The following is a 22,825-nucleotide window of genomic DNA, read 5'->3' as shown; positions in this document are numbered from 1 at the left end:
AGAACGGCATGAATCTGACGCCACGCGAAAAGGACAAATTGCTGGTTTCAATGGCCGCCATGGTGGCGCGACGCCGCCTTGAACGCGGTGTGAAACTGAACCATCCCGAAGCCATTGCCCTGATCACGGATTTTGTGGTCGAAGGCGCGCGCGACGGCAAATCCGTTGCCGATCTGATGCGTGACGGGGCGACCGTGATCACGCGCGATCAGGTGATGGATGGCATTGCCGAGATGATCCATGAAATTCAGGTCGAAGCGACATTTCCCGACGGGACGAAGCTTGTGACCGTTCACGAACCGATCCGCTAGGCAAAGGAAACAGGCCATGATTCCAGGTGAAATCATTACCAAAGAAGGCAGCCTGATCCTTAATCAGGATCGAGAAACCAAAACACTGACCGTCGCCAATACCGGGGATCGCCCGGTACAGGTCGGATCGCATTATCATTTTTATGAAACCAATCCGGGCCTTGATTTTGATCGCGAGGCGGCGCGCGGTTTCCGTCTTGATATCCCGGCGGGCACGGCCGTCCGGTTCGAGCCGGGCCAGACGCGCGAGGTCAATCTGGTGAAATATGCCGGGTCGGGTGTGGTCTATGGCTTTAATGCCAAAATCAACGGCAAGCTGGGAGCGTAAAAATGGCTTATGAAATTGATCGCGCATCCTATGCCGCCATGTTTGGCCCGACCGTGGGCGACAAGGTCCGACTGGCCGATACCGATCTTTTGATCGAGGTCGAAAAGGATTTCACGATCCTTGGCGAGGAAGTCAAATTCGGCGGTGGCAAGGTCATCCGCGACGGCATGGGCCAGTCGCAGGCATCGCGTGCCGAGGGATCGGTCGATACCGTGATCACCAACGCGCTGATCCTTGATTATACCGGCATCATCAAGGCCGATATCGGCATTCGCGATGGCCGAATTGCCGGGATCGGCAAGGCCGGGAACCCCGATGTGCAGCCCGGTGTCGATATCATCATCGGTCCGGGGACCGAGGTGATTGCCGGTGAAGGCAACATCATTACCGCAGGCGGTATTGACGCCCATATTCACTGGATTTGCCCGCAACAGGTTGAAGATGCGCTGTATTCCGGCGTCACCACGATGCTGGGCGGCGGGACCGGCCCGGCGGCGGGCACGAACGCCACCACCTGTACGCCCGGCCCGTGGCACATTGCCCGCATGTTGCAGGCAGCCGACGGATTGCCGATGAATATCGGTTTCTTTGGCAAAGGCAACGCGACCCTGCCGGGTTCATTGATCGAACAGGTCAAAGCCGGTGTTTGCGGGCTTAAACTGCATGAAGACTGGGGCACGACCCCGGCGTCGATTGATACCTGCCTGTCGGTGGCTGATGACCTTGACGTGCAGGTGATGATCCATACCGATACGCTGAATGAAAGCGGCTTTGTCGAACATACCCGCGCGTCGTTCAAGGGCCGCACCATCCATACCTTCCACACCGAAGGGGCCGGTGGCGGCCATGCACCCGATATCATCAAGCTGTGTGGGGAAGCGAACGTTCTGCCAAGTTCGACCAACCCAACACGTCCCTTTACGGTGAATACCATCGACGAGCATTTGGACATGCTGATGGTGTGCCATCACCTTGATCCGAAAATCCCCGAAGACGTCGCCTTTGCCGAAAGCCGCATCCGCCGCGAAACCATTGCGGCCGAGGATATCCTGCATGACCTTGGCGCGTTTTCGATAATCTCATCGGACAGTCAGGCCATGGGCCGGGTGGGCGAGGTAATTTCGCGCACCTGGCAGACGGCGGACAAGATGAAAAAGCAGCGCGGCAACCTGTCGGAAGATGGGCCGGGGAATGACAATTTCCGTGCCAAGCGGTATGTCGCGAAATACACGATCAACCCGGCAATTGCGCAGGGGATCGCATCGCATGTCGGATCAATCGAGGTCGGCAAGATTGCCGATATCGTGGTCTGGAAACCGATGTTCTTTGGCGTCAAACCCGACATGATCATCAAGGCGGGCATGATCATCGGGGCGGCGATGGGGGATCCGAATGCCTCGATCCCGACACCGCAGCCGGTTCATTATCGTCCGATGTTTGGTGCCTATGGTTCGGCATTGTCGAAATCGAGCTTCTCGTTCGTATCCCAGGCCGGGATCGATGCCGGGATTGCCGCCGAATTCGGTCTGGCAAAGCAGCTTCTGGCGGTTTCGAACACGCGCAATATCGGCAAAAAGGACATGAAACTGAACGATGCCCTGCCGAAAATGGAAGTCGATCCGGAAACCTATCAGGTGCGTGCCGATGGCGAACTTCTGACCTGTCAGCCGGTCGACCGTGTGCCGATGGCACAGCGTTATTTCCTGTTCTAGGAGCCCGGATCATGCGTCGCGCGATTGAACATATCCCGGTCAGCCAGTCCGACACATCCGAAGTGCGCGGTACGGTAACACTTGCCTTTGCCGACCGTCACCGGCGGCGCATCCGGCTGATGGATGATGCCGGGGATGCGTTTCTGCTTGATCTGCCCCATGCGGTGCGTTTGGGCGACGGGGATAAGTTGCGTCTGGTTGATGGCGGGGTGATCGTGGTGCGTGCGGCTGCCGAGGACGTCCTGACCATCACCTGTTCCGGCCCGATTGCGGCGGCCAAAATGGCATGGCATATCGGCAACCGTCATACCCCGCTTCAGGTCCTGAAAGACGGGCGGCTTCGCATCATTGATGATCATGTCATGCGCGATATGGTGCAGGGGCTGGGCGGTGTTGTTTTTGCCGAAGTCGCCCCGTTCGATCCGCTGAATGGGGCCTATCACGGGCTGGGCGGTGGCGGCCACGGGCATAGCCACGGCAATGATCATTTCGAAGAACCACATGATCATGACGATCACGATCATGACCACCGGCATGATCACGGCCATGACCATAGCCATGCGCATTCTCACGGGCATTCCCATTCTCATGCGCACGCCCATGCCATCGGGGAGCCGCATGACCACTGAACTTGATCCCCGTTCCCCCGCCAACCTGACGCCGGGTGGCCTGATGCGGTTGATGACATGGCTTAGCCCGTCCTTCCCGGTTGGGGCCTATACCTATTCCCACGGTGTTGAATACGCGGTCGAGGATCGCCGGGTCATCAGTGCCGAAAGCCTGACAACCTGGATCGAAGGGGTTCTGGAATTCGGTGCCGGGCGGATTGATGCGGTGCTGTTTTGTGCCGCATGGCGCGCGGCGCGTGCGGGGGATCTGGACGCCCTTTTTGACATCGGGGTTGATGCCGATTGCTGGCGCGGGACGGCTGAAATGGCGCTGGAGGCAACCGCACAGGGGCGTGCCTTTGTCTCGACCGCCCAAAAGGTCTGGGGCGATGGCATTTTAACCCTCTGGGCGAAACGAATGCGTGATGATGACCGTCTGCCATCCTATCCGGTTGCGGTGGGTATTGCCGCAGCCGAGGCGGATGTGCCGCTGCGCGATGCGCTGAGCGCGTTTTTGCACGCGATGGCGGCCAATCTGGTGTCGAGTGCGGTGCGTCTGGTGCCGTTGGGGCAGACCGATGGCGTGCGGACCCTGGCGTCCCTTGACAAGGCGGTGGCGATGGCGACCGAAACCGCGATGAATACCGATCCGGTCAATCTGGGGGCGGCTGCCCCGATGGTTGACTGGACGTCGATGAAACACGAAACCCAATATACGAGGCTTTTCAGATCATGAGCTCACCCCTTCGCATTGGTATCGGTGGCCCGGTTGGTTCGGGCAAAACCGCCCTTCTGGAACGGCTGTGCAAGGCCATGCGCGACGAGTTCAATATCGCCGCGATCACCAACGATATTTACACCCGCGAGGATGCCGAATTCATGACCCGGTCGGGGGCATTGGCCGCGGACCGCATTGCCGGTGTTGAAACGGGTGGCTGCCCGCACACCGCCATTCGCGAAGATGCATCGATCAACCTTGCCGCGGTCGAGGATATGAGCGCCAAGCATCCGGGGCTTGAAGCGATCTTTATTGAATCGGGTGGTGATAACCTGTCGGCGACCTTTTCGCCGGAACTGGCCGACATCACCATCTATGTCATCGATGTTTCGGCGGGCGACAAAATTCCGCGCAAAGGGGGGCCTGGCATCACGCGGTCCGATTTGCTGGTGATCAACAAAACCGATCTGGCACCGCTTGTTGGCGCGGATCTGGGGGTGATGGACCGCGATGCCAGAAAAATGCGCGGCACCCGTCCGTTCCTGTTTACCAATCTCAAGGCGATGGATGGCCTTGAAGACGTCAAGAGTTTCATCATCGAGACAGGGGGGCTCCGTCAATCCGCCGCGTCCTGATGGGGATCAGGACGCAATAATACCGGATGACGGGAGCACACGGGCCCGGCCTGAAAATGGCCGGGCCTGAACTATTTGGACGAAAGGTTGAGCACGGACGATAGCCGCGCACGCGGACTGCATATAAAACTTTTTTCAAAAAGTTCTTGATTTGTTCTTTTAATTATGGCATAAGAGAAAAGTCAACGGGAGAAAACCGCCCGGACCGAAACCCGCGAGGCCTTGAGCCTCGCGGGTTTTTGCGTTTGGGGCCGGATGAAAGAGGTGATCAGGATGCAACGGCAAAGATTGAGCCAGGGTAGCGGGGCGATCCGCAGGATATGGGTTGGCGGATGGCGGAGCCATTATGGCGGCCTTCTGCCCAAGGACTAAGGCAGAGGACTAAGGGGACTAACCCGGTCATTTGTCATGACGGGAGAGGTGCGTCTTGTTGGAGAGGGAGCGTTGAATTTGCCGGGAGCGGCAGCGATGGCAGCAGGGGCAGCGGTTGGCTGTGACCCGTCGATGGTGGACCAGTGGGGCCCCGTGCGCCCGAAGTGTGTCCGGGCTCCATCGGTTGCGGGAAGTGCCGCCATTGCCGAAAGTGGCCGGAGCAGGCAGTGAGCCCGAAGGTCGTCTGCTGGCGAGGATGGCAGATGCCCGAGATGTGTCCGGGCTCCATCGGTTTCGGGAAGTGCCACCATTGCCGAAAGTGACCGGAGCGGGCCGTGAGCCCGAGGTGGTTTGTTGGCGAGGATGGCAGATGCCCGAGATGTGTCCGGGCTCCATCGGTTGTGGGAAGTGTCACCATTGCCGAAAGTGATTGGAGCGGGCCGTGAGCCCGAGGTGGTTTGTTGGCGAGGATGGCAGACGCCCGAGGTGTGTCCGGGCTCCATCGGTTGCCAGAAGTGCTGCCATGGCCGGGAGTGATCGGATCGGAGCAGGGGGTCAGTCTGAGGTGGCCTGTTGGCGAGACTGTTGGTGGCATGAGGTCGGCTCGGGGTGTGGGGCAGAATTGCCGGAAAGCGAGCGGAGCGAGGTGTTCGTCCGAAGGCGGCCTTGTCAGCGGCGCTGTCTGCGCCCGGTTGGGCGAGGATGCGAAAGCCCAAGGTTTGTCGGACTTACCTGATTGCGGGAAGCCCGGTTTTGGGTGGGGGCCCTGCCGTCGCATCCGTCGTCGGCTGTCTGCGGTTCGGAATGTGATGCCGTTTGATCCGCGGCAAGCTTTTGAAAGCAAAATATTATTAGGCGATCCTTATCCCATCCTGATGGAGATGATGCGTCATTTTGCTTTGCGATCTGCGGTTTTGCGGCTATCCCTTCGGCCGTTGAACCGGTCGGGAGGACCGGAAAACGAACGGTGATGTGTCGGGGCTTGTGCCATCACCGTCGGGGAGAACGGGAAGGAAGGATCGTGAAATCATGAACACCAAAGATATCGTCTATGTCGCGCTGTTTGCCGCAGTGACCGCTGTGCTTGGGCTGTTTCCACCCATCACCCTGCCGATTACCGGGGTGCCGGTGACCGCGCAATCGTTGGGGCCGATGCTGGCCGGGGCGATTTTGGGGGCGCGTCGTGGCGGGCTTTCGATCCTGCTGTTTGTTGTGCTGGTGGCGCTTGGCCTGCCGCTTCTGTCGGGGGGGCGCGGTGGTTTTGGTGTTCTTCTGGGGGCGACGGGTGGCTTTATCGTCGGCTGGGTGATTTCGGCGTTTGTGATCGGCCTGCTGATTGAAAAATTCTGGGACAGGCTGAATATCTTCAACGCGGCATTGTCGATTGCGGTTGGCGGGATTGTTGTCCTGTATGCGATTGGCAATCTTTGGGTCAGCATCGTTGTTGATGTCAGTTACTGGAAGGCGACCGTCGGGGCCGCACCGTTCCTGATTGGCGATGTGATCAAGGTTGCGATTGCAACCGCAGCCTGCCTTGCCGTGCGCCGTGCCTATCCCTTGATTTCCAAGGCACGCTAGGTTTTGATGAGGCGCGGTCATCAGATCGCGCCTTTTGCTGTTATCCCTTGTCTGAAATTTTGCGCCGGGTGCTGATGATCACGCTTGAAAATGTCACCGTGGAATTTGATCAGCGTCGCGTGCTTGACGATATTTCACTGTCACTTTGCGAAAAGCGGATCGGGATTGTCGGGGCCAACGGATCGGGCAAAAGCACCTTTGTCCGGCTTCTGAACGGGCTTCAGGTGGCATCGTCGGGGATTGTGCGCGTCGATGACTTCGATGCTGCCAAGGACGGGCGCAAAGTGCGCCGCCATGTCGGCTTTGTTTTTCAGAACCCGGATAATCAGATCGTCTATCCGGTGGTCGAGGAAGACATCGCCTTTGGCCTGAAGGCGCTTAAACTGCCAAAGGACGAGATTGACCGTCGTATCGACGAAGTCCTTGCGCGATATGGCCTGTCGGAATTTCGCAACCATCCCAGCCATTTGTTAAGCGGGGGGCAGAAACAGCTTCTGGCGATTTCCGGGGTGCTGGTGATGGCGCCGCGTTACATCATCTTTGACGAGCCGACCACCTTGCTTGACCTGCGCAATCGTAACCGGGTCGAACGGGCGATTGCCGAACTGGATCAGACCGTGATTACGGTTTCCCATGACCTTGATCTGATCGCCGGTTATGACCGGGTGCTGGTGTTTGAAAATGGCCGGATCGCCTGTGACGACGTCCCGGCCATCGCCATTCCCCGCTATCGGGAGATGATGGCGTGATTGCCGGACTTTACATCGATGGCAATTCCGCCCTGCACCGGGCGGCAGCGGGGTTAAAGGTGCTTGCCCTTATCCTGCTGGGGACTGGTGTTTTTCTGATCCCTGATTGGCCGGTTCTGGCGGGGGTGCTGGTGACGGTTTTTGTTCTGTATCCGGCTTCGGGTTTTGGCCCGCGCATCCTTTGGGCGCAGATCAGGCCGATATTGTGGTTGCTGGCTTTGTTCTTTGCCGTGCAGCTTTGGCTCAATGACTGGCAGGCGGGGCTTGTGGTGATTTTCCGGCTGGCCGCGATTGTTAGCTTCGCCGGGCTTGTGACCCTGACGACCAGAACGTCCGACATGCTGGCCGCGCTGGAACGGGCGATGAGGCCGCTGGCGCGGTTTGGGGTTAACCCGGAAAAGGTCAGTCTGGCGTTTTCGATGGTGTTGCGATTTATCCCGGTGATTGCGCAAATCGGTCATGAAATCCGCGATGCACAACGCGCGCGCGGGCTTGATAAATCGGTGCTGGCGCTTGTCGTGCCGCTGATCATCCGCACGCTTAAAACGGCGGACGATGTCGCCGATGCCATTGATGCGCGCAGCTTTGACCCGGATTAATCTTCCAAAAAAAGACCCGGCAGGCCTATAGGGACGAGGCGCGTGCCGGGTGAAAACCGCTTGGGTGCGGGTTCTGATGCGGTTACCTGATCTCAGGCGATACCAAGATGCCATGCGTGGAAACGCAGATGGTCTTCGATAAAGCTCGCGATGAAGTAATAGCTGTGGTCGTAGCCTTCCTGCATGCGCAGGTTCAGCGGATAACCGGCGTGGCTTGCGGCGGCAAAAAGCGTATCGGGTTTAAGCTGCTCGGTCAGGAAGCCATCGGCATCGCCCTGATCAACGAGGGCCGGGGTTTGCATATCCCTGGCGGTGGCGGCCTTCATCAGTTCCGAGCTGTCCCACTGTTTCCAGACGGATTTGTCATCGCCGAGATAATTGCCAAGCGCCTTCTGGCCCCACGGGCAATTGATCGGGTTTGAAATCGGGGAAAAGGCCGTCACCGATTTGAACATCCCCGGGTTTTTAAGCGCGATCATCAGCGCACCATGCCCGCCCATTGAATGGCCGGAAATCACCGCATCATCGGAAATCGGGAAATGATCACGGACAAGGGCCGGAAGTTCTTTGGTCACGTAATCATACATGCGGTAATTGCGCGCCCAGGGTTCCTGCGTCGCGTTGACGTAAAAACCGGCCCCCTTGCCGAAGTCATAGGCTTCTTCTTCGTCATCGGGCACATGGTCGCCGCGCGGGCTGGTGTCGGGGGCGACGATGGCAATGCCAAGTTCGCTTGCGATGCGAAACGCGCCGGCCTTCTGCATGAAGTTTTCATCCGTGCAGGTCAGTCCCGATAGCCAGTACATCACCGGTACACGGTTGCCCTTGCCCGCCTGCCGCGGCAGGAAGATGGCAAACCGCATATCGCACCCCAGCACATCGGACCGATGGGTATATTGTTTGTGCCAGCCGCCGAATACCTTGTTGCTGGATGAATTTTCAATGCCCATTTTATTCTCCCGTTCGCCCGCCTTGCCAGAATTTTACCGGCAGGGCGGGGTTTTCGTATGAAGCCAGATGGTCTTAATAGTGAATGACCGAACGGATGCTTTCGCCTTCATGCATCAGGTCGAAAGCTTCGTTGATGTCTTCAAGCTTCATGGTGTGGGTGATGAAATCGGACAGTTTGAATTCGCCCTTGAGGTAGCGTTCGACATAATCGGGCAGTTGCGACCGGCCCTTGACCCCGCCAAAGGCGGTGCCGCGCCAGACGCGACCGGTGACAAGCTGGAACGGGCGGGTCGAGATTTCCTGACCGGCACCGGCAACACCGATAATCACCGACTCACCCCAGCCCTTGTGACAGCATTCAAGGGCGGATCGCATGATATTGACATTGCCGATACATTCGAAACTGTATTCAACGCCGCCATCGGTCATATCAACGATGACTTCCTGGATCGGTTTGTCATGGTCTTTCGGGTTGATGCAATCGGTCGCGCCAAGCTGTTTGGCGAGTTCGAATTTCTTTTCGTTGATATCAATGGCGATGATGCGGCTGGCGCCGGCCATTTTGCAGCCGATGATGGCCGAAAGGCCGATGCCGCCCAGACCGAAAATCGCAACACTATCGCCCGGTTTGACCTTGGCTGCGTTGGTGGCAGCCCCCATGCCGGTCGTAACGCCACAACCCAGCAGACAGACTTCTTCAAGCGGGGCGGTTTTGTTGACCTTGGCAATCGAGATTTCCGGCAGAACCGTATATTCCGAGAAGGTCGAGCAGCCCATATAATGGAAGATCGGTTTGCCATTCTGCGAGAAGCGCGTGGTGCCATCGGGCATAAGGCCCTTGCCCTGAGTGGCGCGGATTTTCTGGCACAGGTTGGTTTTGCCCGATTTGCAGAATTTGCATTCGCCGCATTCGGGGGTGTAAAGCGGGATCACATGATCGCCGACCGCAACGCTGGTGACACCTTCGCCGATTGATTCAACAATCCCGCCGCCTTCATGGCCAAGGATGGCGGGGAAAATACCCTCGGGATCGTCGCCCGACAGGGTGAAAGCATCGGTATGACAAACACCGGTGGCAACGATGCGGACACGGACTTCACCGGCCTTGGGCGGGGCGACCTGAACTTCTTCAATCGATAGCGGCTTGCCCGCTTCCCAGGCAATGGCGGCTTTGCAGGTGATGGTTTGGGCGCTCATGTCGCTCCTCCGGCTTGTGTGATCTACTGCCAACAGTGTATTTATTTCCCCTGATCTGATAATCCGGTATTTCGGTAAATGACTTTTACGATGGTGTAATAATGAATGCGTGGGATGGGATCAGCGAATTCGTCGCCGTGACGGAACGCAAAAGCTTTACGGCAGCGGCCAAGCAGCTTGGCATTTCCGTGGCACAGGTCAGCCGCCAGATCACCGCGTTAGAAGAAAAGCTTGGCGTGCAGCTTTTTTACCGCACCACGCGCAAGGTTAGTGCTACCGAAGCCGGGCAGGTTTATTATCAGCATTGCCGACAATTGCTGGATGGCTTGCAGGATGCGGAACGCGCAATCGGGACCCTCACACAGGTGCCGCGTGGCAAGCTTAAGCTGACCGCGCCCACCACCTATGGTGAAACCGTGATTGCGCCGCTGGTCAATGATTTCGTCGCCCGATATCCGGAACTTGAAGTCCAGTGCCGCTTTACCAACCAGAAACTTGATCTGGTGCTTGAAGGCTATGACATGGCGATCCGGCTTGGGCGGCTGGATGGCACGACCGGCAGTCTGATGAGCCAGCAGCTTTCAACCCGCCGCCTTTATGCCTGCGCATCGCCAGCCTATCTGTCCAAGCGTGGGGAGCCGCATTCGCTTTCGGAGCTTGCGCGCCATAACTGCCTTGTCGGGACGCTGGATTACTGGCGGTTTGAGGAAGACGGGCGGGAGCGTACCATCCGAATTCATGGCTCGATCCACGCCAATAGCGGGCAGGCGCTTTTGGATGCCGCGCTAAAGGGCATCGGCATTGTCCAGTTGCCGGATTATTACGTCGATCCGTGGATCGCCAGCGGTGATCTGATCCCGGTCCTGTCCAAATTCCAGCCGACCGATGAAGGTATCTGGGCGCTTTACCCGACCAACCGGCACCTTAGCCCGAAAATCCGGATGCTGGTGGAGCATTTGGGGCGGTATTTGGGGTGATCTCGTTTTAGAAGCTTGCCTATTCTGGTTTGGTGAGGTTCGAAATTATTTGATCGATTTCATCTAGTTGATGCCCCCACCATTCAAGAGCTTCTTTATATGCATCTCGGGCATCGTCCCCTTCCTTGGGGCCGGAAAGAATTGGACGATAGATATTCCCATCAAGTTCATGAACCTCATTGTGCTCAAAAATGTTGCCATTTTGATCGCGCAATTTAGTAGTAATTAAAATGCTGGAAGTGTCTAACGGGTGAACATTGAACTCATATTCTTTTAGTAATAAGTCGCGATCTTTCTTGATGAATTCAAAGAACATCTCTGAATCTCTGTCATCCTGCTTCCATTTTTTAAATTGCTCTTTCTCTGCCGCTGCAATTCGAGGGTCGGTTTTGGCGTCAACCTGTTTTAAAACGTTGCCCACTGCTCTCAGAAGTGCGAGTGCGCCTGCCCAGTGGACACGCCAGAGGTCCTCATTTTCCTCGTTTTCTAGCAAATTCAGGGCATGGTAACAGTCTTGCAGAACTTGAAGAGCTTGGTAGGTCATCTTTTACTGCGCCGTCCAGCCACCATCGACCGACATATGCGTGCCGGTCATTTGTGATGCGGCGTCCGAGCACAGGAACAGCGCGGTCTGGCCGATCTGTTCGGGGGTGACGAACTGTTTGGACGGGTGTTTGTCCGAGACCAGATTGGTTGCGGCCTGTTCGACGGAGATGCCGCCTTCCTTGGCCTTGGCTTCGATCTGGCGTTCGACCAGTTCGGTGCGCACCCAGCCCGGGCAGATTGAATTGGCGGTGATGCCGCTTTCGGCGGTTTCAAGGGCTGTTACCTTGGTCAGGCCCATGATGCCGTGCTTCGCCGCGACATAGGCGGCCTTTTGGACCGATGCGACCAGACCGTGGGCGGATGCGGTATTGATGATCCGGCCCCAGTTTTTCTTTTTCATGTTCGGCAGGGCAAGGCGCGTCGTGTGGAAGGCCGAGGTCAGGTTGATCGCAATGATCGCATCCCATTTTTCCGGCGGGAAATCTTCGATCAGGGCGGTGTATTGGATGCCGGCATTGTTGATCAGGATATCGGCACCACCCCCGAATTTTGCGGCGGCGTCCATCATCATCGCTTCGATCTGATCTGGTTTGGAGAGGTCCGCGCCATTGTAATGCGCGGTCACGCCAAATTCGGTTTCAAGCGATTTGCGGGTGGCTTCGATTTCGTCCTTGTCGCCAAAGCCGTTCAGCATGACATCCGCCCCGGCCCCTGCAAGGGCCTTGGCCATGGCAAGGCCGATGCCGCTGGTCGATCCGGTAACAAGTGCGCATTTGCCTGTCAGCATGATGTTTCTCCCTGTGGGTGAGGAGTTGTTCCTCCTCATAAGTTAGGTGGATCATGCCGCAATGCAACATGGGAGGCAAGATCAACCGGAAATGCCATATTTGCGAAGCTTGCGGGCAATCGCCGTGTGCGAGATGCCAAGCCGTTCGGCAAGCTTCCGCGAGCTTGGGTAATCCGGGTAAAGGCGCGCCAGCATTTCACGTTCGAGCATGTCCATCCCGTCGGCAAGGGTTCCTTGGGCGATGGCGGCATTGATCGGGTCGGTTGCGGGGGCAGCGGTTGCCGGATCGCGGAGTCTGCCGGGTTCGTCCGTGGCGGTGACGGACGGGCTGCTTGCGGTGGTGGTCAGGTCGCGTGCGGTCAGGATATCGCCATCCAGAAGGGCGACCGCCCGGAAAAGGGTGTTTTCCAGTTCGCGCACATTGCCGGGCCAGTCGTGGCTGGCAAGCCAGGATAGGGCATCCCTTGCGATATGGGGTGTGGGGCGTTCGGTTTGCTGGGCGGTGCGGGTGACGAAATAAAGCGCCAGTTCGGCAATGTCTTCGCGCCGGTCGCGCAAGGGCGGCAGGGTGATGCCAAGGACGTTAAGGCGGAAATAAAGGTCTTCGCGGAATGTGCCGTCATGGGACATGGCGTCAAGGTCGCGGTTGGTCGCGCTGATGACGCGGACATCAACCGCAATTTCATCCGTGCCGCCGACGCGCCGGAACCGGCCATCCTGCAACACGCGCAGAAGCTTTGCCTGCAGATACGGTGTCAGTTCGCCGATTTCATCCAGAAACAGCGTGCCGCCATCGGCCAGTTCCAGAAGTCCCGGCTTGCCACCACGCCGCGCACTGGTAAAGGCCCCGGCGGCATAGCCAAACAGTTCGCTTTCGGCCAGTCCTTCGGGCATGGCAGCACAGTTTAGCGCCAGAAAAGGCTGATCGGCCCGGTTGCTTGCGCGGTGGCAGGCGCGGGCGAAAAGCTCCTTCCCCGTGCCGGTTTCGCCGAGGATCAGAAGCGGGGCATCGACCGATGCCAGTCGTTTTGCCTGTGCCTTGACCCGTGCCAGTACCTTGCTTTGGCCGATGATGTCGTCAAATCCGGTGTGGCTTCGATCCTGAAGGGCGGTCATGACGCGGCCAAGGCGCGCGGCCCGGTGAAACACCATGACCCCGCCCCAAGGTGCGTCATCGGCGGCATCCGTACCATCATCAACATGGCCGATCGGTTCGACCTGTAGCAGATAGGTTTGACCGCCCAGCGTGACTTCGCGTTCCGGCAGGCGGAAATGGCTTTGGCGCAGGTCATCAATATCCGGGTCGGTCAGGAAATCGGCCAAGGGCCGGTCACGCAGCGGCGCATCGGGGGAGCCTGCGATATTTTGCGCTGCCGGATTGGCCTGCGCGATCAGGCCGTTGGCATCCACCGCGATTACCGGATCGCCAAGGGCGGCAAGGGTTGCGTGAAGCTGCGCGCGCCTGCGTTCGGTTGGCAGGCGGTCAATCGGTTTGACGTCCTCGATGCCGGGAAGTTGCATCAGGCGATGGGCCAGCAACGGAAAACGTTCCGGCCGGATTGCCGGGATATCGGCAAAGATATGGTGGGTTGTGACCTCGAAGGCGCGGATATCAAGCTTGAAATCCGCCAGCACATTGACGACGTCCCGCGTGATGCCGACCCTGTTTTCCCCGGTGATTTCAAAACGCATGGCTGTACCGAAATGTTTACACTGTAACGAAAACTATACAGTCGTAAGGGGCTGTTTTCCAGTGGTTTTGGCGAAATGTCGTGGTTGGTGGAGGTGTTTGTAAACTTAAGTTTACAGTTGATCTAAGGGCTGTGGCGCTAAGTAATTGAAATACAGGGGTTTTCAATTCTGGCACGGGCTTTGCGGTTATGGGGGCAGAACACTTCAAATAACGGGAGCCTTTCATGTCTGATCCGCGTCACACCAAATCCGGTTTTGCCACCCGCGCCATCCATCATGGGTATGATCCGCAAAGCCATAATGGCGCGCTGAACCCGCCGGTTTACATGAGCTCCACCTTTGCATTCGAAACCGCAGAGCAGGGCGGGCGCATGTTTGCCGGTGAAGAGCAGGGCTTTATCTATTCACGGATCGGCAACCCGACGCTGGCCCTTCTTGAAAGCCGTCTAGCGGTGCTTGAAGGCGGTGAAGCGGCCCTTGCGACCGCATCGGGCATGGGGGCGATTACGTCGGTCTTCTGGACATTCATTGCGCCGGGTGACGAGATCATTGTCGATCGCACCCTTTATGGCTGCACATTCGCCTATTTCCGTCACGGGCTTGAGAAATTCGGGATCAAGCATACCCATGTTGACCTGACCGATCCGGCGGAGCTTGAAAAGGCGATTTCGGACAAAACCAAAATCGTTTATTTCGAAACCCCGGCCAACCCGAACATGCGTCTGGTCGATATCGAAGCCATTTCCGACATCGCCCATAAACATGGTGCCAAGGTCGTGGTGGATAACACCTATTGCACGCCGTATCTGCAGCGCCCGATTGAACTCGGGGCCGATATTGTCGTGCATTCGGCGACCAAATATCTGGGCGGTCATGGTGATCTGATGGCCGGTGCGGTGATTGGCCGTGCGGAAGACCTTGAACAGGTTCGCCTTGTCGGCCTGAAAGACATGACCGGTGCGGTCCTGTCGCCGCAGGATGCCAATCTGGTGATGCGGGGGCTCAAGACGCTTGAACTTCGTATGGAACGCCATTGCGACAATGCCGAAAAAATCGCGGCCTTTCTTGAAAACCATCCGAAGGTCGAAAAGGTTTTCTATCCCGGTCTTGAGAGCTTTGCGCAATATGAACTGGCGAAAAAGCAGATGGCCCGCTTTGGCGGCATGATCGCGTTTGAACTTAAAGGCGGGATCGAAGAGGGCCGCAAGCTGATGAACGGTCTTAACATGATCACGCGCGCGGTCAGCCTTGGCGATGCCGAAACCCTGATCCAGCACCCGGCATCAATGACCCATTCGACCTACACGCCCGAAGAACGTGCGGAGTATCAGATCACGGATGGCCTGATCCGCCTGTCGGCGGGCCTTGAAAGCATCGACGATATTCTTGCCGATCTTGAACAGGCGCTGGACGGGGATCAGATGGCGATTGCCGCTGAATAATCCCGGAATCCCTGAACAAGGGAGGCGGACCGCAAATCCCCCAAACGATTTGCGGTCCGTATAAGGTTGCGCATGGTGTGGGTGCCGTTCCGCGCCATGCGGCAACCGCCTTGGCAGCGTTGGGGCATCCCGAATCGGCATCGGTAACGGATAAAAATCAACTCCGGGCCTGTGTGCCACATTCGACGAATTTCAAAAAACTTGCGTGGGCTGAACGAGGGTTTTTTGAAAGTTTCGTCAATCCTGCGATTTTTGGTGCTTTCGCTTGATTGGCATCGCGTAGCAGCAAAAATACGCAAATCCATACCGAAATAAGGCGTGCGGCAAAACCGGTGATGCCGGGCCGAAACGCCAGCGAGAGGCGAGAAAAAGATGTCAGCACAAAACAGCACCCCTGAAATTGGCGAAATGATCGAAGCAATCTCGACCGGGCGCGTGGCGGCCAAGGATCTTGAGATGCTGGGCCAGATTGAGAAAAAGGTGCGCTGGCTATCAAGCTGGACCATCCATAACGCCAACCATATCCGCCCCAAACGCGATGGCATCAAGGTCGGCGGCCATCAGGCGAGCTGCGCATCGATGACAACCCTGATGACAGCACTTTATTTCAATGTTCTGCGCCCGCAGGACCGGGTCGCGGTCAAGCCGCATGCATCGCCGGTTTTCCATGCGATCAATTATCTGTTCGGTCGCCAGACCAGGGAAAAGCTTGAAAACTTCCGCGCATTTGGCGGTGCGCAATCCTATCCGTCGCGGACCAAGGATGGCGATGTCGTCGATTTTTCGACCGGGTCGGTCGGGCTTGGTGCGGCGGTCACCAACTTTGCCGCCCTCACGCAGGATTACCTGCGTTACAAGGATATGCTGCCGCGCGGTGAAAAACCCGGTCGCATGGTCGCCCTTGTTGGCGATGCGGAACTCGATGAAGGCAATATCTATGAGGCGCTTCTTGATACCTGGAAGCATGATATTCGCAATGTCTGGTGGGTGATCGATTACAACCGTCAAAGCCTTGATGGCATGATCGATGCGCATCTGTTCCGCGTGATCGGCCGGTTTTTCCGCGCCGTTGGCTGGAACGTGATCACCATCAAATATGGCCGCAAACTGCATGATGCCTTTGCCAAGCCGGGTGGCAGGTCATTGAAAAAATGGCTGAACGAGGCGCCGAACGATGTCTATTCCGCCCTGACGTTCCAGGGGGGTGCGGCGTGGCGCAAACAGATCCTTGGCGATATGCCGGGCGATAATGCGCTGGCAAGTCTGCTTGGCGATTATGATGATGATGCCCTGCATGACCTGATGACCAATCTGGGCGGGCATTGCATGGAAGCGGTCCTGAATGCGTTTGATTCCGTTCCCAATGACAAGCCGACGATCTTTATCGCCTATACGGTCAAGGGTTATGCCACCCCGCTTCAGGGGCATAAGGACAACCATGCGGGCCTTATGAATGTCGCCCAGATGGATGCGTTCAAAAAACAGAACAATATCAATGACGGGCAGGAATGGGATTACGCCGCCGGTCTTGACGTGGCCGAGGATAAGGTGCGTGCCTATATCGATGCGGCACCGTTTAATGACGGCAAATCGCGCAAGAAGCTGGCAACCGTCATCGATATTCCCGAAATGCCCTATGCGCGGGTCGATACATCGAGCACGCAGGAAGTGTTTGGCAAAATCCTGAACGAGCTTGCGAAACTGAAGGATAGCGATCTGGCGGACCGGATCGTCACCACATCGCCCGATGTGACGGTATCGACCAACCTTGGCGGGTTTGTGAACCAGCGCGGGCTGTTTGCGCGTGAAAATCTTGCCGATGAATTCCGCGAACGCAAGGTGCCCTCGGCCCAGAAATGGATCAGGTCGCCCGAAGGCCAGCATGTCGAACTTGGCATTGCCGAAAACAACCTGTTTTTGAACCTGGCCGCCCTTGGCCTGTCGCACAGCCTGTTTGGCCAACGCCTGTTCCCGATTGGAACGCTTTATGATCCGTTCATTGCGCGCGGCCTCGATGCGCTGAATTATGCCTGTTATCAGGATGCGCGGTTTATGGTTGTCGCCACGCCAAGCGGGATTACGCTGGCGCCCGAAGGTGGCGCGCATCAGTCGATTTCAACCCCGATGATCGGCATGGGGCAGCCGGGCCTGACCAGTTTCGAGCCAAGCTTTGGCGACGAACTTGCGACCATCATGGGCTGGTCATTTGATCATCTGCAAAATCCCGAAGGCGGATCGGTTTATCTGCGCCTGTCGACCAAGCCGCTGGCACAGCCGGAACGCGATCTTTCCGATGCCACAAAGTCCGAAATCGTATCGGGTGGTTACTGGCTGCGTGAACCGGGCGAAAATTGCAAAATGGCGATCGCCTATTGCGGCGCAATGGCCCCCGAAGCGATTGCCGCGTGGGAAAAACTTGAAGCCGATCATCCGGGGATTGGCCTTCTGGCGGTGACATCGACCGACCGGCTTTATAACGAATGGCAGGATCTGGAACGGGCGCGCCTTGAAGGCAAATCCGATGGGCGCATGGCCCATATCGAAAACCTTCTGAAGCCGCTGGCATCGGATGCGCGTCTTGTCACGGTGATTGATGGTCATCCGGCGGCGATGGCGTGGTTGGGTTCGGTCCGCGGTCACGCCGTCGCCCCGCTTGGCGTCAATGCGTTTGGTCAGTGCGGCGACAGCATTGATCTGTATAAATATTACCAGATCGACACCGATGCGATCATCCGGGCAACCAAGCGCTGGGATTGATGTCCATCTGGAAATCTGCATCAATGGCCGGGAATTTCCCGGCCATTTTGCTTTGTCGGCGGAAATGTAATCGGGGTCACTTGCGCAGGGTCGGAAACGCACACACATCTGCGCGCTGTATGCTGTGACACTATTGATCATTAGCGCGATGGGGGCTTTGGTTATGGAATATCTGATGTTGCTGGCGGGCCTTGTCGGTCTGTTTTTCGGCGGCGAGGCGCTGGTGCGCGGCAGTGTCGGGATTGCGCAGCGTCTGGCGATGCCGCCGCTCCTGATCGGTTTGACCGTGGTTGGCTTTGGCACATCGACCCCGGAATTGCTGGTTTCGGTTGATGCCGCGTTGCGCGGGGTTTCCGATATTGCGCTTGGCAATGTTGTTGGATCGAACATCGCCAATATTCTGCTGATCGTTGGTGTGTCGGCGCTTGTCTGGCCGATCCGGGTTTCTGGCGATACCCTGAAACGCGACACGGCGGTGATGATGGCGGCAGCCATTGCCCTTGTGCCGATCTTTGCCTTCGGGATGATGGGGCGGGTTGCCGGGGGTATCCTGTTTGTATCGCTTGTTGCCTATCTTGTGTTTGCCTATCGCCAGTCGCGCAATGCGCCCAATGCGCCACTTGCCGATGAGGGTGATCTGCCGGTTCCGGCGCGTGGCTTGTGGCTGTCGCTGGTCTGGGTGATTGGCGGGCTGGTGGCGTTGATGTTTGGCGCGCGTTTCATGGTCGATGGGGCGGTAACAATTGCCCGGACCTTTGGCGTGTCAGAGGCGTTTATCGGGCTTACGGTCGTGGCGGTTGGCACGTCCTTGCCGGAACTCGCGACCTCGTTAATCGCGGCGTTGCGAAAGCAGTCGGAAATTGCCATCGGCAATATCGTCGGATCGAACATTTTCAATATTCTGGGTATTCTTGGCCTGACCGCGATCATTACCCCGATCCCGGTTGCCAGCCGTTTCCTGACCTTTGATCTGCCGATCATGATCGCGGTATCGCTGGTCCTGACTGTGTTGTTGCGCCGTCAAACCATCGGGCGGGGGATCGGGATCGTGATGCTTGTTGCCTATGGCGGATATGTTTTTGCCGCACAGTGAAATATTGCCAGCCAGCACGACCGCGATCCGGCCTTTTGCGGGGGCTTGCGATCAGGGGCCTTGCCGGGAAAAGTTCGAAAGGAGGGCCGCGTGCCCTCCTTTTTGTTGGGGGATTTATCGGTTGCCGTTATTGACGGGGATGCGAATTACAAATACTAGAAAAAATCGCATTTATAAAAATTGAACAATAATTAAGTGTTCAATAACGGGCCGGGAAATGAACCAATCCGATGAAATTTCGCAACTATCGCGCGCTTTATCCGGCCATACCGGCCAGCACGCATAAGGAAGCCATCCGTGCCGGGCTTGGGGCGCTGATCGGGCTGGGGATTGCCGGTTTTGTTCTGTCGTTCTTTGATCTGCAGGGGGCGGGGCTTTATCTGATTGCGCCGTTCGGGGCGTCGTCGGTGTTGCTGTTTGCCGTGCCAAACAGCCCGCTGGCGCAGCCGTGGTCGGCAATTGTCGGCAACTCTGTCGCCGCCCTTGCCGGGGTTGCGGTTTGCTATGTGATCCCCGATCCGGTTTTGCGGGTGGCGGTGGCGGTCGGGCTTGCCATTACCGTGATGATCGTTGCGCGCGCGGTTCATCCGCCGGGCGGGGCGGTTGCGATGATTGTTGCGATGAACCCGGATATCGCAACCGAGCTTGGCTTTCGGTTTGCCCTTACACCGGTTGCGGCAATCACGGCCATTCTTGTTCTGACGGCAGTACTTTATGCCCGAGCAACCGGGCGGAAATATCCGTTACGCCATTTCGATGACAAGAGCCCCTTTCAGACAGCGGACCGTTCCCCGATTGAACGGCTTGGTCTGGACAAGGGGGAGCTGAATTCGATTTTGCAGCAATATCGCCAGTCGCTGAACCTTGGCGTCGAAGATCTTGCGCGCCTGATCGGGGCGGCCGAATTTCAGGTCGCGGCCCATCGCGCTGGTCCGGTCACGGCAGGCCAGATCATGTCACGCGATCTGGTGACGGTGAATGCCCAAACCCCGCTTAACGAGGTCGCCGACCTGTTCCGGCGGCACGGGTTTACGTCATTGCCGGTCATTGAGGATGACGGACGTTTTATCGGGGTGATTTTCCAGATCCATCTGATCCGGCGTGCGACCGAAGATGCCCTTCGTCTGGATCGCGGATTGCTTGCCGCCATGGCGCGCCTGATTGATCGCCGTCGCAATGTCCCGATCCGGGCCATCGAAATCATGTCGGTGACAGAGCCACGGGCAACGGCGAATACCCCGATTGCCGCCCTGCTGCCATTGATGGCGGATGGGGCCTGTGATGCGGTTCCGGTGGTCGAAGATAACCGGATCATCGGCATTGTCACCCGAACGGACCTTATCGCTGCCTTGGCCCATGCGGGGTTGAAGGGCTAGGTAACGTCGAAGGTGTCGATCAGAAAAACGCCTGTTTGATGCCATCAATGATGAACTGGACCGCAAGGGCGGCGAGGATCATGCCGAGCAGGCGGGAGATCACGGTCGCGACTGTCGGGCTCAGGCGTTTGGCGACCAGATTGGCCAGCAGGAACATGGTAAGCGCGCAGAGCATGACAAGGCCGACAACCGCGACGACGCTGACCTGCATCACCACGCTGTCTTCATATTTGCCCATCAGCAGCATCACGGTCGCGATGGAACCGGGGCCGGCAAGGAACGGGATCGACATCGGGAAGATTGAAATATCGTCCGGTTCTTCGTCGGGTTGCGCCGGTTTGGCATCGGTGATCTGCTGATCAAGTTCGTGTTCGTCTTCAAGTTCCTGATGAACCTGTTCGGCGCGCTGGTTGCGTTTCTGGCTGCGGCGTTCAAACAGCATTTCAAGCGCGATCAGGAACAGAAGCGTTCCGCCGGCAATCCGGAAGGCCGGCATATGTATGCCAAAAATGCCAAGCACGCTTTCGCCGATAACGGCAAAGGCGGCAAGGATCAGGAAGCTTGCGATACAGGCCCGGATCGCCATGCGGCGGCGATGTCTGGTATCGGTGCCCTGTGTGAGGACGATGAAGACCGGCACCAGCCCGATCGGGTCGATGATCACAAATAACGTGACAAAGGCCGGGATCAGTTCGCTCAGCATGTCGAGGCTTGGCATCTGGTTTCCTTTGTCCGTTGATCGTTTGTCATAGTGCCAATTGCAGCCGGGTTTGTCGCCGCAAAACTGGGGCCGTATATCGGCCCGGTCGCGCAAGGTAAACCTTTATGTCGGCTGCAAAATGCAATCGGCCTGTTACGTGTTTTCGTGATTTTAACGGCTGCGACGACGATTGCGTCCGTATCGTCCGGCATTTTCCGGCCAGTCGATATAATCAACGGGTTTTTTGCGTATCCATCGGATGAATGTCTGCATATCGGGATGGGCGATGATTTTTTCCGGTGTATCGAAATCGCGCGCCAAGGTGGTTTCGTCAAACAATCGGTGGATCATGCGATGACAGACACGGTGCAGCCATTGGGTATCCGTGCCGCCCTTTGATTTCGGCGTCCAGTGATGCCGGTCAACACTGTCGCCCGCGATCATCATCCGTCCGCAAATCGGGCAGGGACCAAGTTCCTGATCTGGTGTGGGCGATACCGGCATGAAAGAAGTACGTGGTTATTGTCAGGTTGGGCTATTTTGTGCCGGGAGGTCGCCGGTTTTCAAAGAATTTCTGCCACGTGCCGGGTTTAAGGTCGCGCAATGCCCGGATGCGGGCGCTGACCGGTGGATGGGTATCAAGCAATAAGGGGGGTTGCGTGCTGCGATAAGGGATCAGGCGCAAACGGCGGCGATTGATCTGATCGATATGCAAAAGCGCCTCGATCATGTCTTCGGGGCCGTTCAACAGGTCGCTTGCGCCGTGATCGGCAATGAACTCACGATCCCGGATCACGGCGCGCTGTAACAGGAAGCTTACGGTCGGGACCACGCCAAAGACAATGACCATCCAGTTCGGCGGATCAAAATTGCCAAAAATGAAAAGCATCAATCCGAACAGGGCAATGGTCCATGTGGCCCGATACAGCACGTCGGTCATCAGAAGGATGCGCGTATCGCCGTGCCATGCATGGGCGATTTCATGGGCCAGCAGGGCGCGCATCTGGCGCGGGGAAAGCGTATGAAGGGCATCATTTGATATCGCGATGGTCGTTTCTTCGGCGGTGCCGGTGGTGATTGCATTCACCCCCTTGCCCGGCAGCAGGAAAAGCTTTGGCAGGTAATCAAGCCCGGCACGGCGCGCCAGCATCGCCGCCATTTCGTGAATGGCAGGGAAGGAAGCGGCATCCAGCGGGCGGGCGCGCAACAATTTCATCAGGACTTCGGGGGATATCATCGGGGCAAGCACAAGCATCAGCGCAACGGCAATCGCGGCCGAAATTGCCATGGATAATCCACCGAGCATCCATGCGCAGGTCGCCAGAACCCCGGCCATGCAGGCCATTAACGGGAAGGTGTGCGAATTGCCGCCCGGACTGATGGCAAGAAAGCGTTGCAGGAAGACAGGCAGGCTTGAGGGTTCGTTTTCCATGGGGTGTCCCGATTCTTTTTCCCTGACTTAAAAGGTATGTTTTTAGATGTTAAGGGCAAGGGCAACGTACCTTTGCCTGCGCCTTGCGACGTGCTCCAAGGGTAAGCCAAACGCACGCCGCCTGATTTGAGTTGGCGCAATTCAAATCAGAAAAAGGAAGATTTCCAACAGGTTGTCGGCAATTCCGGCATGTCTGCCTGCTGGCATGTTTTTTCGGATTCGTGGCAAAACGCAGCATTTCGCAATGCCGGAACCAGCGTATTAT

General features: G+C 57.3%; 22 protein-coding genes. 14 read left to right on the top strand and 8 right to left on the bottom strand.

The window, feature by feature from the left end:
- Positions 1-8 precede the first annotated feature (8 nt).
- The 9 genes from IT971_RS19450 (at position 9) to IT971_RS19410 (ending at position 7,610) form a co-directional block, all read left to right on the top strand.
- Positions 9-311 carry an urease subunit gamma gene (locus IT971_RS19450; protein WP_007088863.1) on the top strand — a complete coding sequence of 101 codons (303 nt, stop codon included), beginning with the start codon at positions 9-11 and terminating at the stop codon, positions 309-311.
- Between the two features lie 16 nt (positions 312-327).
- Positions 328-639, top strand: a complete 312-nt coding sequence (locus IT971_RS19445) for an urease subunit beta (RefSeq protein ID WP_007088864.1) — start codon at positions 328-330, stop codon at positions 637-639.
- 2 nt (positions 640-641) lie between these two features.
- Positions 642-2,351, top strand: a complete 1,710-nt coding sequence (ureC, locus tag IT971_RS19440; RefSeq protein WP_063092704.1) for an urease subunit alpha — start codon at positions 642-644, stop codon at positions 2,349-2,351.
- A gap of 11 nt (positions 2,352-2,362) precedes the next feature.
- Positions 2,363-2,980 (top strand): urease accessory protein UreE, encoded by a 618-nt coding sequence (locus tag IT971_RS19435; protein WP_063092705.1) that lies wholly within the window; start codon positions 2,363-2,365, stop codon positions 2,978-2,980.
- Entirely contained in the window at positions 2,970-3,695 is a 726-nt protein-coding gene (locus IT971_RS19430; protein WP_063092706.1) for an urease accessory protein UreF, read from the top strand. The genes IT971_RS19435 and IT971_RS19430 overlap by 11 nt, the downstream gene beginning before the upstream one ends.
- A complete protein-coding gene (gene ureG / locus IT971_RS19425) occupies positions 3,692-4,312 on the top strand; it encodes an urease accessory protein UreG (protein ID WP_063092707.1) in 621 nt (206 codons plus the stop codon). The genes IT971_RS19430 and ureG overlap by 4 nt, the downstream gene beginning before the upstream one ends.
- Positions 4,313-5,713: 1,401 nt before the next feature.
- Positions 5,714-6,262, top strand: coding sequence for a biotin transporter BioY (locus IT971_RS19420; protein ID WP_007088871.1), 549 nt, complete (start codon positions 5,714-5,716; stop codon positions 6,260-6,262).
- A gap of 74 nt (positions 6,263-6,336) precedes the next feature.
- A complete protein-coding gene (locus IT971_RS19415) occupies positions 6,337-7,011 on the top strand; it encodes an energy-coupling factor ABC transporter ATP-binding protein (RefSeq protein WP_063092708.1) in 675 nt (224 codons plus the stop codon).
- Positions 7,008-7,610, top strand: a complete 603-nt coding sequence (locus IT971_RS19410; RefSeq protein ID WP_063092709.1) for an energy-coupling factor transporter transmembrane protein EcfT — start codon at positions 7,008-7,010, stop codon at positions 7,608-7,610. The genes IT971_RS19415 and IT971_RS19410 overlap by 4 nt, the downstream gene beginning before the upstream one ends.
- Before the next feature lie 92 nt (positions 7,611-7,702).
- Here IT971_RS19410 and fghA read toward each other — a convergent pair whose 3' ends face one another.
- Entirely contained in the window at positions 7,703-8,560 is an 858-nt protein-coding gene (fghA, locus tag IT971_RS19405) for an S-formylglutathione hydrolase (protein ID WP_063092710.1), read from the bottom strand.
- 73 nt (positions 8,561-8,633) lie between these two features.
- On the bottom strand, positions 8,634-9,758 hold the full coding sequence (locus IT971_RS19400) for an S-(hydroxymethyl)glutathione dehydrogenase/class III alcohol dehydrogenase (RefSeq protein ID WP_063092711.1): 1,125 nt from the start codon (positions 9,756-9,758) through the stop codon (positions 8,634-8,636).
- 101 nt (positions 9,759-9,859) lie between these two features.
- On the opposite strand from IT971_RS19400, the gene IT971_RS19395 reads away from it, so the two are divergent.
- On the top strand, positions 9,860-10,735 hold the full coding sequence (locus tag IT971_RS19395) for a LysR substrate-binding domain-containing protein (RefSeq protein WP_062951191.1): 876 nt from the start codon (positions 9,860-9,862) through the stop codon (positions 10,733-10,735).
- Between the two features lie 19 nt (positions 10,736-10,754).
- Here IT971_RS19395 and IT971_RS19390 read toward each other — a convergent pair whose 3' ends face one another.
- The 3 genes from IT971_RS19390 to IT971_RS19380 form a co-directional block, all read right to left on the bottom strand.
- The gene (locus IT971_RS19390) at positions 10,755-11,279 is read right to left on the bottom strand and encodes a hypothetical protein (protein ID WP_063092712.1); all 525 of its coding nucleotides are present in this window, start codon (positions 11,277-11,279) and stop codon (positions 10,755-10,757) included.
- A gap of 3 nt (positions 11,280-11,282) precedes the next feature.
- The gene (locus IT971_RS19385; protein ID WP_063092713.1) at positions 11,283-12,068 is read right to left on the bottom strand and encodes a 3-hydroxybutyrate dehydrogenase; all 786 of its coding nucleotides are present in this window, start codon (positions 12,066-12,068) and stop codon (positions 11,283-11,285) included.
- Positions 12,069-12,149: 81 nt separating this feature from the next.
- Positions 12,150-13,760: a sigma-54-dependent transcriptional regulator gene (locus tag IT971_RS19380; protein WP_063092714.1), complete on the bottom strand. Its 1,611-nt coding sequence runs from the start codon at positions 13,758-13,760 to the stop codon at positions 12,150-12,152.
- Between the two features lie 224 nt (positions 13,761-13,984).
- On the opposite strand from IT971_RS19380, the gene IT971_RS19375 reads away from it, so the two are divergent.
- The 4 genes from IT971_RS19375 to IT971_RS19360 all read left to right on the top strand — a co-directional run bounded on the left by IT971_RS19375 (position 13,985) and on the right by IT971_RS19360 (position 20,428).
- A complete protein-coding gene (locus IT971_RS19375; RefSeq protein ID WP_063092715.1) occupies positions 13,985-15,202 on the top strand; it encodes a methionine gamma-lyase in 1,218 nt (405 codons plus the stop codon).
- A gap of 372 nt (positions 15,203-15,574) precedes the next feature.
- Entirely contained in the window at positions 15,575-17,959 is a 2,385-nt protein-coding gene (locus IT971_RS19370; protein WP_082822551.1) for a transketolase, read from the top strand.
- 163 nt (positions 17,960-18,122) lie between these two features.
- Positions 18,123-19,052 carry a calcium/sodium antiporter gene (locus IT971_RS19365; RefSeq protein WP_063092717.1) on the top strand — a complete coding sequence of 310 codons (930 nt, stop codon included), beginning with the start codon at positions 18,123-18,125 and terminating at the stop codon, positions 19,050-19,052.
- Between the two features lie 230 nt (positions 19,053-19,282).
- Positions 19,283-20,428: an HPP family protein gene (locus IT971_RS19360; RefSeq protein ID WP_063092718.1), complete on the top strand. Its 1,146-nt coding sequence runs from the start codon at positions 19,283-19,285 to the stop codon at positions 20,426-20,428.
- Positions 20,429-20,447: 19 nt separating this feature from the next.
- On the opposite strand, the gene IT971_RS19355 is transcribed toward IT971_RS19360, so the two are convergent.
- The 3 genes from IT971_RS19355 to IT971_RS19345 form a co-directional block, all read right to left on the bottom strand.
- Complete coding sequence (locus IT971_RS19355; protein WP_114093483.1) at positions 20,448-21,146, bottom strand: MarC family protein; 699 nt, start codon at positions 21,144-21,146, stop codon at positions 20,448-20,450.
- 153 nt (positions 21,147-21,299) lie between these two features.
- Complete coding sequence (locus IT971_RS19350; protein WP_065701856.1) at positions 21,300-21,632, bottom strand: HNH endonuclease signature motif containing protein; 333 nt, start codon at positions 21,630-21,632, stop codon at positions 21,300-21,302.
- 31 nt (positions 21,633-21,663) lie between these two features.
- The gene (locus IT971_RS19345) at positions 21,664-22,560 is read right to left on the bottom strand and encodes a M48 family metalloprotease (RefSeq protein ID WP_063092719.1); all 897 of its coding nucleotides are present in this window, start codon (positions 22,558-22,560) and stop codon (positions 21,664-21,666) included.
- Between the last annotated feature and the right edge of the window lie 265 nt (positions 22,561-22,825).

The sequence above is a fragment of the Thalassospira sp. B30-1 genome (assembly GCF_015767575.1).
Classification (GTDB): Bacteria; Pseudomonadota; Alphaproteobacteria; order Rhodospirillales; family Thalassospiraceae; genus Thalassospira; species Thalassospira xiamenensis.
This window is presented reverse-complemented; position numbering and strand designations above follow the sequence as displayed.